The 15,327-nt window shown below is 45.0% G+C and carries 17 protein-coding genes; 3 read left to right on the top strand and 14 right to left on the bottom strand.

The annotated features are described in order from the left end of the window. Nucleotides 1-77 precede the first annotated feature (77 nt). The 3 genes from H7708_RS01555 (at nt 78) to H7708_RS01565 (ending at nt 1,542) form a co-directional block, all read left to right on the top strand. Complete coding sequence (locus tag H7708_RS01555) at nt 78-494, top strand: ExbD/TolR family protein (protein ID WP_223668704.1); 417 nt, start codon at nt 78-80, stop codon at nt 492-494. Nucleotides 495-568: 74 nt separating this feature from the next. Further along, entirely contained in the window at nt 569-1,153 is a 585-nt protein-coding gene (locus H7708_RS01560) for a hypothetical protein (protein WP_223668705.1), read from the top strand. 89 nt (nt 1,154-1,242) lie between these two features. After that, nucleotides 1,243-1,542: a DUF3301 domain-containing protein gene (locus H7708_RS01565; protein WP_223668706.1), complete on the top strand. Its 300-nt coding sequence runs from the start codon at nt 1,243-1,245 to the stop codon at nt 1,540-1,542. Nucleotides 1,543-1,545: 3 nt separating this feature from the next. Here the strand turns inward: H7708_RS01565 and H7708_RS01570 are convergent, their stop codons facing one another. The 14 genes from H7708_RS01570 to H7708_RS01635 all read right to left on the bottom strand — a co-directional run bounded on the left by H7708_RS01570 (nt 1,546) and on the right by H7708_RS01635 (nt 15,040). Further along, nucleotides 1,546-2,328: a patatin-like phospholipase family protein gene (locus H7708_RS01570; protein WP_223668707.1), complete on the bottom strand. Its 783-nt coding sequence runs from the start codon at nt 2,326-2,328 to the stop codon at nt 1,546-1,548. Nucleotides 2,329-2,349: 21 nt separating this feature from the next. Further along, entirely contained in the window at nt 2,350-2,613 is a 264-nt protein-coding gene (locus H7708_RS01575; RefSeq protein WP_223668708.1) for a YfhL family 4Fe-4S dicluster ferredoxin, read from the bottom strand. A gap of 68 nt (nt 2,614-2,681) precedes the next feature. Continuing rightward, entirely contained in the window at nt 2,682-3,164 is a 483-nt protein-coding gene (coaD, locus tag H7708_RS01580; RefSeq protein ID WP_223668709.1) for a pantetheine-phosphate adenylyltransferase, read from the bottom strand. A gap of 93 nt (nt 3,165-3,257) precedes the next feature. After that, entirely contained in the window at nt 3,258-4,646 is a 1,389-nt protein-coding gene (locus H7708_RS01585; RefSeq protein ID WP_223668710.1) for a coniferyl aldehyde dehydrogenase, read from the bottom strand. An 84-nt stretch (nt 4,647-4,730) separates the two neighbouring features. Continuing rightward, nucleotides 4,731-5,705: a hydrolase gene (locus H7708_RS01590; RefSeq protein WP_223668711.1), complete on the bottom strand. Its 975-nt coding sequence runs from the start codon at nt 5,703-5,705 to the stop codon at nt 4,731-4,733. A gap of 20 nt (nt 5,706-5,725) precedes the next feature. Further along, entirely contained in the window at nt 5,726-6,793 is a 1,068-nt protein-coding gene (hemE, locus tag H7708_RS01595) for a uroporphyrinogen decarboxylase (RefSeq protein ID WP_223668712.1), read from the bottom strand. A gap of 86 nt (nt 6,794-6,879) precedes the next feature. Further along, nucleotides 6,880-8,229 (bottom strand): SPOR domain-containing protein, encoded by a 1,350-nt coding sequence (locus H7708_RS01600; protein WP_223668713.1) that lies wholly within the window; start codon nt 8,227-8,229, stop codon nt 6,880-6,882. A 13-nt stretch (nt 8,230-8,242) separates the two neighbouring features. Further along, entirely contained in the window at nt 8,243-9,331 is a 1,089-nt protein-coding gene (gene aroB / locus H7708_RS01605) for a 3-dehydroquinate synthase (protein ID WP_407929714.1), read from the bottom strand. Nucleotides 9,332-9,346: 15 nt separating this feature from the next. Then, nucleotides 9,347-9,871 carry a shikimate kinase AroK gene (gene aroK / locus H7708_RS01610; protein WP_223668715.1) on the bottom strand — a complete coding sequence of 175 codons (525 nt, stop codon included), beginning with the start codon at nt 9,869-9,871 and terminating at the stop codon, nt 9,347-9,349. Between the two features lie 95 nt (nt 9,872-9,966). Then, entirely contained in the window at nt 9,967-12,183 is a 2,217-nt protein-coding gene (gene pilQ, locus H7708_RS01615) for a type IV pilus secretin PilQ (RefSeq protein ID WP_223668716.1), read from the bottom strand. Between the two features lie 7 nt (nt 12,184-12,190). After that, on the bottom strand, nt 12,191-12,748 hold the full coding sequence (locus tag H7708_RS01620; protein WP_223668717.1) for a pilus assembly protein PilP: 558 nt from the start codon (nt 12,746-12,748) through the stop codon (nt 12,191-12,193). Nucleotides 12,749-12,750: 2 nt separating this feature from the next. Next, complete coding sequence (locus tag H7708_RS01625) at nt 12,751-13,377, bottom strand: type IV pilus inner membrane component PilO (RefSeq protein ID WP_223668718.1); 627 nt, start codon at nt 13,375-13,377, stop codon at nt 12,751-12,753. Continuing rightward, entirely contained in the window at nt 13,377-13,973 is a 597-nt protein-coding gene (locus H7708_RS01630; RefSeq protein WP_223668719.1) for a PilN domain-containing protein, read from the bottom strand. Before H7708_RS01630 ends, H7708_RS01625 begins: the two co-directional genes overlap by 1 nt. Next, nucleotides 13,973-15,040: a pilus assembly protein PilM gene (locus tag H7708_RS01635; RefSeq protein ID WP_223668720.1), complete on the bottom strand. Its 1,068-nt coding sequence runs from the start codon at nt 15,038-15,040 to the stop codon at nt 13,973-13,975. Before H7708_RS01635 ends, H7708_RS01630 begins: the two co-directional genes overlap by 1 nt. Nucleotides 15,041-15,327: the final 287 nt, after the last annotated feature.

Consider the following 15,327-nt stretch of genomic DNA (forward strand, 5'->3'; position numbering starts at 1 on the left):
CGCCTTTGTGGGCCAAGTGCTTAATCGGCAAATTTTATGCCCCAATAAGCAACAAAAGTGCGACAGGATAAAGATTTATGCGTAGAAAACATAGAAGCGAAGAAGACGAAACTGGAATTGACATGACACCGATGCTCGACATCGTTTTTATCATGTTGATTTTCTTTATCGTAACCACATCATTCGTCAAAGAAGACACAGTTGAGATCGCTCGTCCAAGTACCAACCAGGACTCAACTCCTCCGAAAAATCCACCACCTTTAATCGTGGTGTCGATTGACGGTCAAAGTAACGTATTCATGAACGACCGCTCTGTCGATCCTGAAGCGATCCGTGCAAACATTGAAACCCAGTTAGCGGTCGATCCCCGTTCTCCGGTTTTAGTACGAGTTCATGAAGAAGCGATCAACGACGTATTGGTAACGGCTGTTGACCAGGCCAATGCAGCTGGCGTTTCAAAAGTAAACGTTGCTCGTTGGATCACTGGTGACTAAGTTATGACAGCTTAAGTCCGAAAAAGGCGGCCTCGGTCGCCTTTTTTATTGCCTGCTGCAACCCGATAACTCCAATGACACTATCTCAACTGCCCAATAACAAACTGCTACACAACTCAGGTATCTCCGCTCAGTTCTATAGCCAGGGCTGTCAAGATTTTCATCAAGCCTGCCATTACGTGTGGCGACTGCCCTATGGTAGAAACTCGGACAGAGCAGACTGGCAGCTTGTCCTCAAAGAGAAAAAAGGGGCCTGCAGTACCAAACATGCCTTACTCAAAGCATTAGCTGATGAACTAAACCTGCCGGTACAGCTCACGGTTGGGATTTACAAAATGTCAGAGAGAAATACTCCTGGCGTTGGAGCGGAACTGAAGCGGCATGGACTTTCCTATATTCCAGAAGCCCACTGCTACCTTAGAGCCAATGGTCAACGCTTTGACTTTACCAAAAGACACCTTACAGACGCAGAGCCGATTGACGATTTCTTACTCGAGCTGAATATTAAACCCAACCACATAGGTGATCATAAAGTATCGACTCACCAGAAATTTATCAAACAGCACATTGATGACAGCAACGAGCTGTCGCACCTCAGCTTTGAAGCAGTATGGCATATACGAGAGTCCTGTATACAGGCCTTAAGTCATTTTAAGTAAAAACAACTGGAAGATTTAAGTAAAGACTCTTACGATATGGTGTTTTCTAAATTCAAAAAGAAGCAACAACCACTGTTTGGCAATTAATTATGACCAATTTGCTCGTTATTCTATGTATCGCCCTCGCTGTAGGTTTTTGGGTATATAACCGACGCATACAGGAAAATGCTTATAAAGCTGCACAGCAAGCCTGTCAGGAGGCTGCTGTGCAGAACCTTGACGGGTATGTCGCACTAAAGAAAGTATATTTTGATAAAGACACCGATGGCAAAGTACGGTTCTTACGCCGCTATCAGTTTGAGTTCGCCACCGATGGCGCACAACGCTATACAGGACACATTGTGATGCAAGGTAAATGGCCCGTTATCGTTGAAATGGAATCGGTTTAAACGTCATATTGCCAAGCTAACCTGATTATCTACCACTTCCCGATATAACGCTCGTCCAGTGGCCTCATAAGCGGCCAGAAAAGCTTCAGCACCTTTCTCTAGCTTGGTAGGTCCACATCGCGGTAGATCAAACAAGGATAGCGCTACCAGATTGGCTTTCTGTGGAATTTTCAATGCCCTAGAATTCTTTTTTCGCCATGGAGAAACTGAAACAATATGATGGTAGAACACTCTTTCTTTCGATTCTATCGCTGCCATTGCTGGTCGATCCTGTATGCCACCATCCAGTAACCGGTAGCCGTTAAAATTTAATGGCTGAAACATCACCGGAATGGCGCACGAGGCATAAATTGCAGGAATCAGTTCACCACTGCTTAACACAACTGTTGACTTGCTCTTAGTATCATAGGCCGACAGAGCCAACGAAGCTCGACAATCTTCGAACTGCCTGACCGGCAGCGTTTCCTCCAGCATGCCACGAAACTTATCACCTTTTAATAAGCCCCACCCCAGCCCTGGATCCCAGAAGTCTTGTCGTTTCAATTGAAAAAGAATCGCTTTAATGTCTGCTGAGCTTAGCCCTGCAGCCCAACAGGATGCGACCAAAGCACCGGCACTGGAACCGGTCAGTCTCTGTGGCAGTAGCCCCTCATCTTCCAACGCATTTAACACGCCTGTATGAGCGTAAAAACTAAAGAAGCCAGAAGAAAGGGTTAAGGTAAATGGTTCTTGACGCAGCCAGTCGATAAGGCGCATGGGTATCTTAATATGATTCAATGCCGCCAATGACAGACAGCGGCTCTTAAATTAGACTTCAACGTAGGCTTCGCCAGTTAATTGCTCATACTTGGCGATTAATTGCTCTTTGCTTTCCGGATTATCGTCATCTAACGGAATACAATCGACAGGACATACCTGCTGGCACTGCGGCTCGTCGTAATGGCCTACGCACTCTGTACATTTGTCTGGATCGATCTCATAGATCTCTTCGCCCTGATAAATCGCCTCATTAGGACACTCAGGCTCACAAACGTCACAGTTAATACACTCGTCAGTAATTTTTAATGACATAATTATTTGATACCACTATTACGATTAAACACAACTATTATCGCTTATATCGTACGCAACTTCGAGGGTTATCTTGAAAATTTATCTTCCAGTGCACTTTGTACAGCGGGATCCACAAAAGCCGTAATATCGCCGCCCAGTGCGGCAACTTCTCGTACCAGAGAAGACGAAATATAAGAATATTTTTCTGAAGGAGTTAAAAAGATGGACTCCAGCTCCGGATCCAGGTGCCGGTTCATATTAGCCAATTGGAACTCAAATTCAAAGTCAGACACCGCTCGAATGCCTCGCAACACAGCTAACGCGCCCTGCTCTTTGGCAAAGTGCGCCAACAAGCCACTAAAGCCCTCCACTTTAACCTGCGGATTGTTTTTAAAAATATCGCGAACCATGGTGACTCTTTCTTTTAGATCAAATAATGGCTTTTTCGAAGGGCTGGCAGCCACCGCTATCACTACCGTATCAAACAGTCGACAAGCACGCTGTACGAGATCCATATGACCTTTGGTGATCGGATCAAATGTTCCTGGGTATAAAACCGTCTTCTTCATAACTCATCAGTTAACTCTCAGTGTTGCCGCCATCTTACTGCAAGTCCTGATAAAAGCCCAGAGTTGGACAATTAACACCGCCATTAGTCATAACTATGACTTCTTCATTAATGATAATAAAAACTTAGCCAGCCGGCCCGCAGGCGGATACATAAGTCTGGTCGCTGCGAAGCGGCTCTGCATAAAAATACTCTTTGCCTTGGAGAAGGTTTTAAAGCCCTCATGACCATGATAATGCCCCATGCCGCTGGCACCAACGCCTCCGAATGGCAGACTCTCCTGACTCACGTGAAGAATGGTATCGTTTAAAGTTACCCCACCGGAAATGGTCTCGGTCATATAGCGGTGAATACACTCTTTATCATGACTAAATAAATACAATGCCAAGGGACGTGGCTGTGCATTAATCGCCTTGATAACCTCGTTATGATCCTGGTAGCGAATGACGGGCAGTAACGGGCCAAAGATTTCCTGCTGTCGAATGAGCATTTCGGGACTGGTGTCAAACACTAACGCAGGCGGTACTTTGCGTTCAACTCTTCTGCCAGTACTAAATAAAGGGATAATCGTTGCCCCCTTATCCCGTGCATCGTTGAACAACGTCTGGTATCGCTCAAATTGCCTGGTCGAGGCAATGGAGGTATACCCCAGCTCTTCCCACTCCGGATAAAAAGCTTCTGCCGTTTTTCTAGCCTGCTCTATAAATAACTCCTGCTTAGCTTCTGGTAAGTAAAGATGATCGGGAGCCAGACAGGTTTGCCCAGCGTTGAGCAACTTGCCGAAAAGAAGCCGCTCGGTGGCAACTGTTAAAGAATATTTGTCATCAATCACGACAGGAGATTGACCACCCAGCTCCAGCGTTACAGGGGTCAGGTTGTCGCTGGCGGCCTGCATGACTTTTTTGCCGATAGTAGCGGAGCCAGTAAAGAGTAGATGATCAAATGGTAAACGTGAAAAATCGGCCCCCATTTCAGGGCCACCATAAACCACCTTAACCCAATCATTCCCCAAATACTTTCCACACAACCTGGCAAAAAGTAAACTGAACTGCGGCGTATATTCCGACATTTTCAGCATGACTCGGTTGCCCGCAGCAAGCGCGGCTACCAAAGGACCAAGAGCCAGATATAACGGATAATTCCACGGAACGATAATCCCGACAACACCTAAGGGCTGATACATAATCGAACCTTTCGCTGGCCGGAACCATAAACTGACTGAACGTCGTTCAGATTGCATCCAGTTGGCCAAGTGTTTTTCAGCGTAACTAATCGTCTTTAATGCTGGGAATATCTCAGCAAGCTCGGTTTCATAAGGAGAGCGGTAACCAAAATCCTTACTGATTGCCTGGATGATTTCTGCTTCATTATCCTTCAGCAGCTTTTTTAGGGTTCTCAGCAACTCTAAACGCTGCCGGATTGCAGGGTAGGGAGACTGCTGATGCTGTTGCTGCAAGTGCTCTAGTGAGGCTTGAATAGTCATACCGAAATATCAAAATAATCAGTCAGTTAATGATAATTCAGCATAGCATAAAAAAGTTGTTACTCACTAACCCTACACCCGATGTCACAGGAACCGATCAAAATATTCTAAAATCGTTTGCTCCAGATAAAAACTCACGCCTTTGTTAGTCGGAGAGGCGACAAAACCTACGTGACCACCATGTTCGCTAATGCGAAGTTCCAGACTATCGGACAGCTGATCCTCATGCGGAATGATTTCTGGCGACATGAAAGGATCGTCAGCGGCATGAAGGATCAGAGAGGGGCGCCGGATACCACCCAGATAATGAATACTTGATGCCTGACGGTAATAATCATCCGCATCTTCAAATTCGTTGAGGTAAGAAGTGATACGGTTATCAAATTCGCGGAATGAACTAATCGCCATAACATCCCGAGGCGATAAGTTGAGCAACTCCAACAAACGAGCCGGCGTGAACTTTCTTACAATCCGCTTCTTCATTGATGTAAGAAGGTAAAACTTATATAGTTTCGACAGCCCCTGCTCAATCGAGTCAGCGCAAATCCCCAGATCAAACGGTGTCGAGACAGCACAGCCAGCACTGATCGCAGCCTGACTTCCTTGCTCTCCGAGCCACTTTAACAAGACATTGGCGCCTAATGAATAGCCTGCAACAAACAGTTTGTCGGGAGATTTCTGCTGTTGGATATGAGCAATAACTTCATCCAGATCGTCGCTTCGTCCAGAATGATAGGTTTTATCCAGACGATTCATTTCTTCACTACAACCGCGCCAATAGACTAAAACCCCGCGCCAGCGGCGCTGCTGAATTTGGAACAACATCCGACGCAAATAAGGGGAGTTTTTATCCCCCTCAAGCCCATGTAAAAGTACAACCGTTGGCGCATCACGGTCGGGATTAACCCAGTCCATATCAAGGAAGTCACCGTCGCTCAGCTCTATCCGTTGTCTGCTCAATTGAGGTAACGGAAGCCGCGGCACAAGCGGCGCCCAGAAGGTTTGTAAATGTCGGTTCCTTAACCACCAAGGTGGATCAAAATGGCTTTCCTTAAGCATAACACCCTATTTTCTCTTTCTTATTGATGATATTTTCTACTCAATTCATGTACAGCATTGATAAAAACACCGGCTTTCTCTGGGTTCACGGTTTGATGAATCCCATGCCCTAAATTAAACACATGACCGTTGCCTTGTCCATAACTGGTAAGTATTGTTTCGACTTCCTGCCGAATTCGCTCGTCTGAGCCGTACAAAATGGATGGATCCATGTTACCTTGTAAAGCCGTTTTACCAGCTACTCGTTGCCGTGCTTCGGCCAAATCCGTAGTCCAATCAACCCCCAGACAGTCGCAACCTGTCGCGGTCATTAAGTCTAACCACTTACCACCACCCTTTGTGAACAGAGTGACAGGGATACGCTGACCGTCTTTTTCTCTGACTAAACCATCGACAATTTTCTGCATGTAGCGTAGCGAAAACTCTTGGTAATCGCGCGGTGTTAAAACGCCGCCCCAGGTATCGAAAATCATCAAAGCTTGCGCCCCGGCCTCTACCTGAGCATTCAAGTATACAATAATTGAGTCAGCCAGTTTGTCTAACAATTGTCGCAGAACGTTGGGTTGCTCGTACATCAACCCTTTAACTTCAGAGAAGTTCTTAGTTGTACCGCCTTCGACCATGTAAGTGGCCAACGTCCAGGGGCTACCGGAGAAACCAATCAAAGGTACCTGCCCTTTAAGTTCACGGCGAATGGTCGATACGGCATCCGTAACATATTTCAGTTCTTGATTTGGATCGGGAATGGGTAATGCATTAACACTTTTCGCATCTCTCACCGCCTTTTTAAAAGCAGGACCTTCGCCCGGGGTGAAATACAAGCCTAACCCCATAGCATCCGGAATCGTTAGAATATCTGAGAAAAGAATCGCTGCATCCAGAGGGAAGCGACGTAAAGGCTGCAAGGTCACCTCGCAGGCCAGCTCTGGATTGGTACACAAGTCCATAAAGCTACCGGCTTCGGCACGTAATTCACGGTATTCAGGCAGGTAACGCCCCGCCTGACGCATCATCCATACAGGGGTATAATCCGTCGGCTGCTGAAGGGTGGCTTTGATATAGCGATCATTTTTTAAAGGTTGGCTCATGTCTAGGCACAGGTCTATAAACAATGGCCGCTATTATAAAGCTTAGCCGATACGAAAACAGCCTAAATCTAAAGAAAAGACGTTCGCTAAAGCTCTTCTCCACCCTTTGACAACTCATTGACAATAGATGAAAGCTGTCTTACCCAAGGTTTCTGTGCAAGAATCTCAGGCGGCAATGCCTCAATTGACTGCTCCGCTTCCGCGCGTGTAGGGAAAGCGCCCCATAGAACTCTATAGCGCTGTTTGCCATCAATATCTGCAGCATAAACGTAGCTATCTGCTAAATCTAAAGAACTCTGAAACGCCCTGGCAGCTTGCTCATCAGAATGAGAGAACAACTGTAAACTATAAGCATCTTGTGACTGACTCGATAACCATTGTTTGAAGTCCTGATTCACGTCGGCTGTCACAGACTCTGGGTCTGGCTTTTCCGCGACTTTCAGTGCAATATCCTCAATGGGATCGGGCGTTGCTGCAGCTGCAGCTACCTCTTCTTCTGATAGCTTACTATCCTCACCCACGCTCTGTTCTATATCGGAGGGATTTACATTGTTATCTTCATCGCTCAGATCGCGATTCGCTTGTTCAGCTCCCTGAATTTCAGCCGCTACGTCTTCTGACACCGTTATATTGGCATTATCTGTCGACGCGTCTTGAGCTTTCTCAATAACCAACTCCTGAGGATTGGAGCCTGTTACCTGTTCGTCATCCTCACTGGCAATATTTACTACCAAGAGAATAATAAACACCACCGCAGCAGCACCTAAAGCAACAGTCATGTACCAGCTTTTGTTGGCTCGTTCAAAGTTTTCATTGCTTTCCTGGCCTGAAAACAAGGAACTTAAATTCTTCTTTGCATTCTCAACAATATCTTTTGGCAGTCCTTCGCTTGAATACCAGATGGTATCACTCTGCATTTGAGAGACTTGCGCAAACTTTGGCTGATCTTGTAACTGCTTCTGTAAAAACTCAAAACAGTCTTCTTTTGAGAATAAAGGCAGGTCAACGCATCGTTCAGAAAATGACTCGACTCGATCCCCTAAACCTGGCTCAGCTAACAGCAGCCAATAGACGTTTTCCGTTGGAACCGTCAACTTTTGCAACAATAGCGTCGAAGCCTCATGGGCGTCATCAATGATGACCAGTAAGGGCTTATCCAGCTGCTTTGGTAACTGCGCTTTAATTTGCTGGATGGTACTCAGAGGATGGACCTGAATAAGCTGACAATCAATAGCGTCATCGACTACCAGTTTTTTCTCGAATATTTTACCGAAAGACGATTTACCAGCACCAAACTGCCCTTCCATCAGCGCGAAACCACCATTGGGCACTTGATATTTAATCAGGCTCATTAAGCGATTCCAGCTTTCTGGTAAATATAAAACGCGGTTATGCTTTTCGAATACGTTTGGGTTAAGCGATTGAGAAAAAGCCATTTGAAGCAATACCTTATGCTACATACTGCCTGAGAAATTGTTCAACTTTCTGAGACGCGACTGAATGATTAATAGTAACCTTACCGATGGATTTTGGCAAAATTAGAGTGAGATCTTCGTCAACATTCTTCTTATCCATCATCATTGAGTTAACTAATTTCGAGGAAGTCAGTACCTGATTAAAGTCACGCAATGATACAGGCAATCCAAATTGACTAATCAACAGCCTTATCCTTTCGGACTCTTCACTCGTTAAGAGCTTACTAGACTCGGCAAATTCAGCGGCTAAAACCATGCCAATGGCAACGGCTTCACCATGCAGTATTTTGCCATAACCAAGACACCGCTCGATAGCGTGTCCAAAAGTGTGTCCCAGATTTAGCCACGCCCGTATTCCCTGCTCCCTTTCATCCTGACTAACCACGTCAGCTTTTATTTCACAGGATCTCTGAATCATGTAACTTAAAGCGTCCTCATCATGCTTCAAGATTGCTTCTACATTAGACTCTAACCACTGAAAGAAACTGGCGTCATAAAGTACCGCAGCTTTGATAATTTCGGCGACTCCAGCTTTAAACTCTCTTACAGGTAAAGTCTCTAAAGTTTGAATATCGGTAATAACACGACTCGGCTGATGGAAAGCACCAATCATATTCTTACCTTGAGGATGGTTTACGGCAGTTTTACCGCCGACGGAAGAATCTACCTGAGAAAGAACAGTGGTAGGGATTTGGATAAAGTCGATCCCTCTCTGATAAGTAGCTGCGGCAAACCCAGCCATATCGCCAACGACTCCACCACCTAATGCAATCAAAGTGGCATTTCGGCGCAAGCCAGAGTCAAGCATCGACTCCAGAATACGCTGATAATTGGCAAATGACTTAAACTCTTCACCATCTTCCAATATATAGTTATAGACTTGGAAAGTCTCTAAAGCAACTTTCAGGACGTTTAAATAGAGAGGGGCAACAGTTTCATTTGTTACGATGAAAACCTGTTGCCCCTTTATAACTTCTGACAGGACTTTACTATCAGTCAACAACCCTTTGCCGATAAGTATTTGATAACTAGATTTTTTTGGAACGAAACTTAAATCAAGAATTTTCAAAGCTTTTATCTATGCTATGGGCTGTTCCATCAGCTCAACGATTTCTTTAGCCACAGACTTTACAGAGCTAATGTTAGTCGCAACCGTTAGATCAGCGATTTCAGTATAGAGAGGTTCCCTTTCAGCCATTAATGCTTCCAAGGTTTCTCTTGGATTCTCATTCTGGATCAGAGGCCGGCGCTTATCTCGACGAGTTCTTTCAAGCTGTTGCTCAATCGAGGTATCAAGGTACACAACAACCCCTCTTGCCGCTAAATGATTACGACTCTTATCCGAAACCACTGCTCCACCGCCAGTAGCGAGTACGATTCCCTGGCGTTGCGTTAATTCTTCGATAACCTTTTCTTCGCGCACTCGGAACCCTTCTTCACCTTCGATATCAAATATCCAATCGATAGGCGCACCGGTTCGCTCCTCAAGTTCATGGTCACTATCCACAAACTCAAGCTTCAAGATTTCGGCTAACTGCTTTCCAATGGTGGTTTTACCCGCACCCATTGGTCCTACTAGGAAGATATTGCGCTTACCTTTCATTATTAATATTGAACTCTTTTAATTAACCAAATATTAAAAACCAAAAACCCAGGTACGCGATTATACCCGGGTTTTTAGTATTTGGGTATGAAAGACTAGTTTTTCAAGCCCCGCTTGATAATTTTTGGTGTCACAAAAATTAACAGCTCTTCTTTCGCATCTTCACGAGACGTATTTCTGAACAACCAGCCTAATAGAGGAATATCGCCCAATAGCGGAACTTTTGTTTCATCGTACTTGGTCCGGTGCTGGAAGATACCACCTAAGACAATGGTTTCACCATTGTCTACCAAGATCTGGGTACCTATTTCCTGGGTATTAATTGCAGGAGCACCGCCCACGGCAAAGCCATCAGCTGTCGTAAACACAACTTCATCACCACGTGTATCCTGACTGATTGATAAATCAAGGAACACTCTGCCATCCGGGGTAATTTGTGGTGTTACTTTTAGTTCTAATACAGCTTCTTTAAACTGAATATTTGAAGCACCGGAAGAGCCGCCCTGCAAGTATGGAATTTCTTCACCTGCTTTAATAAAGGCTTCTTTCTGATTGGCTGTAATCACTTTCGGGCTTGCCACGACTTCACCACGATTTTCAGCTTCCATGGCCGATAGCTCCATGTCGACAATAATCCCCTCGGCAAGCCTCGCAAAAGATAAGCCTAATGAGCCCGCAGGGTTCGCCACAGGCAAGTTCACGTTAAGTCTCTCAGGAATAGAACCGATGCTATTAGGGTCTTCACCTTCCACAATAATGTTATCGTTATTTACGACAGCTCCGCCGATCGTTCCTGATACGGTACCCTCTCTCGAGTTAAACTTATCCGTCACACCAAAGCGAGCACCTAAATCACGGGCAAAGCCATCACTCGCAGTTACTAAACGGGCTTCAATTAATACCTGCTCAACCGGTCTGTCGAGTTGAGAAACCAAGTTTCTGACCTCTTCAATCTTTGAAGCAACGTCTTTTACGATTAATGTATTAGTACGAACATCAATAGATACCGCGCCACGCGCAGATAAAACACCGACAGTTTGATCAGCCGACGTTGAACCCGTTGAATTTGATGTTGTTAATTTAGATGGCGATAGTAACGAAGCAATTTCAGCAGCTTTTGCGTAATTTATTTGTATCAGCTCAGTTCTAAGCGGAGCCAACTCTTCTTGCTGCTTATTGGCTTCAAGCTCCTGTTGTTCGCGCGCCGCGATAACGTCTGCAGGAGCAACCATCATGACGTTACCTTCCTGCCGCTTATCAAGGCCTTTAGATTTTAGGATAATATCCAGAGCCTGATCCCATGGCACATTGACCAGATTCAGGGCCATAGAGCCTTGAACGTCATCACTGATGACAATATTGATCCCGGCAAAATCACCTAAAGTATGCAATATTGCCTTTAAGTCCATATCCTGGAACTGAAGGGTTAAGCGTTCACCTGTATACTTCGGCTTCTCACGTTCACGCTTTTCAATTTCCTGTTTAGTCAGCGGCTTCAGCTCGATCGTATAAAGATCGTCGGCCTGATATGCCAGGTAATCAAAACGATCATTACCACGCACAGATAAACGCACCGTATCGCCTCGACGTGAGGTTTCGACAAGTTGGGCGGGCGTGCCGAAATCAATAACATCCAGACGGCGAACAAAATCAGGATCAATATCACTACCAATAAAGTCTGCAATCACCGTTCGACCTTCCTGACGCAGATCAACGTTAACATTTGGTGAGCCAAGACTAACCAGAACACGGCCCTCTCCAGAAGTGCCGCGACGGAAATCAACCCCTGTGATATCGAACTGAGAATTCGCAGTATAGCTTGCGTCTCTACTGGACTTTGAAGTACCAGCCTGAGCTGTAGAGGCCCCCGCATCCAAAGTCACTACATAAGCATTCCCTTGGATTTGACTATTATAGGAAACCAATTCGGACAAGTTGATCACCACACGAGTTCGATCTTGGGCTTCGATAGCCGTTACAGAGCCGATTGCGCCGACCCCAACATCTTTTGTCTTATAATCGAGTGCAGAGCTGACTCCAGCAAAATCCATTGAGATTCGAGCCGGGCTGTCAGTCGTAAACTCCTGTGGCGTTGGTGGTACATCAGAATAGCTCAGCCGTACCATTACCTTGTCGCCAGGTAACACATTATAGTCAATCGACTGTAACTGACTGGCATGGACACCCCATGAAAACAGCATAGCTCCCGCCAACACTGAACAACTCTTTACTAACTTCTTCATCTTTATCAACATAGTCGTTTTACCCAATTCTGACTTGTTCATCCGTTCTTCATTTATAATTCGCATCATTCAGCCCTCACTGTCCCAAGACCAGGTACTGTGTTCGATTTTCCCAACAACCTCGTCCATTCGGAATAATCGCTTCAATGGTGATTTGATTACTTTCTATTTTGCTAATGCGACCATTATTCAAACCGATATACTCACCTTCGTGAACCGGCTGTATCACACCCGCACTATCACCACTTAATATTTTAACTAAGCCTCTAAGCTCTTTCTTATTGGCTATCATGCCCATGTACTGCATCGCATCCAGACCATACTTTTCCATTTCATGCTTTTGACGATTCGGATCCGGTCGGACGTCTGACTCACAGTTTCCATCAACTAACATGGTACGCGATTCGTGTTCTGGATCGAGCTGTGCAAATGGACTGCGTAGCTCCGAAGCCGAGTATGTAAAAGGCTCATAAGCCGCGACTTTTGGTAATGGCTCGATACTGGTTTTAGTTTTGCTTTTAATGTCAGCAATTTTCTTATCCAGGCTTTCCATCCCCTCGTCTTCACATCCTGACAACAAAGCTAAAGACATGATGACTCCGAGAAGGACACTGGTTTTATTTAAAGACTTCACTGTTACCCCTCCTCAGACTCATAACGATACGTTTTAGCCAAGACACTGAAACTCAATTGTTCAGCCCCCCCCTCTGCTTCTGTGGGAGTCCCTCTTCGGCGATTACGAGGACTCGAGGCAGGCTCAAGTTTAAAGTTATGCAAGGTGACGATTCTCGGAAGCTTCGAGACGCGACTGACAAAGTCAGCTATTTGATGATAGCTTCCCGTAGCAATGATTTCGATAGGCTTTTCAATGTAAAACTCCTTTTTCTTCTCATTGAGGTATTTATGTGACAACAGCTCGATTCCTGAACCGGAAGCGGCATACGAGATTTCATCCAATAACCCTGGGATTTCCGTATTTTTTGGCAGCTGCTCTAAAAGCCCCTTAAAGGTTTCTTTCATCTCCGCCATTTGCTTGCGATACGCATCTAAATTAACCGCTTTCTCGTATTCCCGCTGGTAATCATCGAGCAACTGGACTTCTTTACGTTTTTTGGATTCCAACTCTCCGAGCTGGTCACTCGTATCAAAGTAATAGCCCAGCCCCAGCACGACAACCATTGCCAGCGCAATAAATACGATTTTTCCAGGGAGGGGCCAGGAACCAATATTACTAAAATCTTGATATTGACTTAAATCAGCCATTATTTCCCCTCCTCAACTGTCGCTTTGCCTGGAATAACCTGTTTTGCTTCAAGCGTAAAGTTCTGTGCCGGGAGCCCTTTCGTTTGCTTATTAACGTCTTTTAAAGAACTGGTCTGCAAACGTTCAGAGGTATCCATCTTGCGCATAAACTCAGAAATTCGAGGGTTGGTTTCACCCTGACCGGTAAAAATTAATTTGTGCTGTAAAATTTTATTTTTTCCGGCAGTCGTTTCTATCCGCTGCCAAGTCGACAGGTTTATCCCCTCAGGAGTAACACGAACCAATTCATCAAACATACGCACCACTTCAGGTCGGCTGCGCTGCAAGTCTGTGATCAGGTTCATGCGCTTAATGAGTTCTTCCTTTTCTTTCTTCAGCTTCTCAATTTCTTTCGTTTGCTGTTTCAGCACACCAATCTCGGTATTGAGCTTATTGATACGCTTATCTTGGTTATCAATTCTGGACTGCATAACGAAGTGCACTAAAACAAATATCAGTGCGGCCAATACGACCATTAAGCCGAATGTAATCCAAAACTCTTTATTCCGCTCTTGGCGTAACTCCTCACGCCAATCGAGTAAGTTAATACGTGCCATTAGTCGAAACTCCTTAATGCTAGTCCACAGCTTATCATCATTGCCGGTGCGTCAGCACTTAATGCTTGTGTGTTCACATGAGACGATATTGACATATCCGCAAAAGGATTTGCGACACGGGTTGGAGTGCCCAAATGCTCCTGAATCATGCCATCAAGGCCATCAATCGAAGCACAGCCGCCAGCCAAAATAACCTCATTCACAGAGCTGAATTCACTGGCGGAGAAGAAGAACTGGAGTGCTCGACCAACCTGTTGCGTAATAATTTCAGCAAAAGGCATTAACACTTCGGATTCATAATCATCTGGCAAGCTGCCCTGCTTCTTAGCTAAGCCAGCTTCTTGATAAGATAAACCATAACGGCTCTGAATTTCTTCCGTTAACTGGTTACCACCAAACAATTGCTCGCGATTATATATCACCTGACCATTCTGCAGTACATTCAAGCTGGTCATGGTCGCACCGATATCAACGATTGCTACTACCGAATCTTCCATATGCTCAATCGTCTTTTTCTTGGTGAGCTGGTACGCACGCTCAATAGCGTAAGCCTCGATATCAACGATTTTCGGTGTCAGACCCGCTATTTCCAGTGCGTCAATGCGAGTATCCACATTAATGCTACGGGAAGCAGCTAACAACACATCCACCATTCCATCATCAGTGGCCGAGTCGCCAAGCACTTCAAAGTCCAGGTTAACTTCCTCTAATGGATAAGGAATATACTGATCGGCTTCAACTTTGATGGTGTCTTCCATCTCTTGATCCGTAAGACCTTTTTCCATTTGAATGGAACGAGTGATGACCGCTGAGCCTGATACCGCTACCGCAGCATCTTTGGTTTTAGCCTGTGCTTTTTGCACGGCTTTTTTGATTGCATTACCCACGGCCTCGGTATCACGTATATCACGCTCTACAACAGCACCTTGCGGTAATGGTTCAACGGCATATCTATCAACACGATAACGACCACCAGATTTACCCAGCTGTAGGACTTTCACAGCAGTCGAGCTGATATCAATACCGATAACTGGTACTTGTTTCTTTTTGAATAACCCCAGAACCATAAATCCTATGCCTCATTTAGTTGGTTCAACAATGTCCCTTATTTCTTCATTTATCTTAAGTTGAGTGTTTAAGACACGTCCCCAAAAGTGAATCCAATTTCACTCAAAAGTTAAACTTTTTTATTAACTAACACTTCTAAGATACTATATTTACACTGATTTACAAAAAAATTCAGCCTTTTTTTTTAGAAAAGGTATACTGGTACACAATTCATAAACCAGCTATATCGCTCCACCATAAATCTTTCAAAAAAAATGACCATCAATATATTGAAGAAATTAGCCTT

It is taken from the genome of Kangiella shandongensis (assembly GCF_020005365.1).
In the GTDB taxonomy this organism is placed as follows: Bacteria; Pseudomonadota; Gammaproteobacteria; order Enterobacterales; family Kangiellaceae; genus Kangiella; species Kangiella shandongensis.

Coding starts and splice junctions, on each gene's coding strand:
- H7708_RS01555 (WP_223668704.1), top strand. CDS start 78: ATGCGTAGAAAACATAGAAGCGAAGAAGACGAAACTGGAATTGACATG.
- H7708_RS01560 (WP_223668705.1), top strand. CDS start 569: ATGACACTATCTCAACTGCCCAATAACAAACTGCTACACAACTCAGGT.
- H7708_RS01565 (WP_223668706.1), top strand. CDS start 1,243: ATGACCAATTTGCTCGTTATTCTATGTATCGCCCTCGCTGTAGGTTTT.
- H7708_RS01575 (WP_223668708.1), bottom strand. CDS start 2,613: ATGTCATTAAAAATTACTGACGAGTGTATTAACTGTGACGTTTGTGAG.
- coaD (WP_223668709.1), bottom strand. CDS start 3,164: ATGAAGAAGACGGTTTTATACCCAGGAACATTTGATCCGATCACCAAA.
- H7708_RS01585 (WP_223668710.1), bottom strand. CDS start 4,646: ATGACTATTCAAGCCTCACTAGAGCACTTGCAGCAACAGCATCAGCAG.
- H7708_RS01590 (WP_223668711.1), bottom strand. CDS start 5,705: ATGCTTAAGGAAAGCCATTTTGATCCACCTTGGTGGTTAAGGAACCGA.
- hemE (WP_223668712.1), bottom strand. CDS start 6,793: ATGAGCCAACCTTTAAAAAATGATCGCTATATCAAAGCCACCCTTCAG.
- H7708_RS01600 (WP_223668713.1), bottom strand. CDS start 8,229: ATGGCTTTTTCTCAATCGCTTAACCCAAACGTATTCGAAAAGCATAAC.
- aroK (WP_223668715.1), bottom strand. CDS start 9,871: ATGAAAGGTAAGCGCAATATCTTCCTAGTAGGACCAATGGGTGCGGGT.
- pilQ (WP_223668716.1), bottom strand. CDS start 12,183: ATGATGCGAATTATAAATGAAGAACGGATGAACAAGTCAGAATTGGGT.
- H7708_RS01625 (WP_223668718.1), bottom strand. CDS start 13,377: ATGGCTGATTTAAGTCAATATCAAGATTTTAGTAATATTGGTTCCTGG.
- H7708_RS01630 (WP_223668719.1), bottom strand. CDS start 13,973: ATGGCACGTATTAACTTACTCGATTGGCGTGAGGAGTTACGCCAAGAG.
- H7708_RS01635 (WP_223668720.1), bottom strand. CDS start 15,040: ATGGTTCTGGGGTTATTCAAAAAGAAACAAGTACCAGTTATCGGTATT.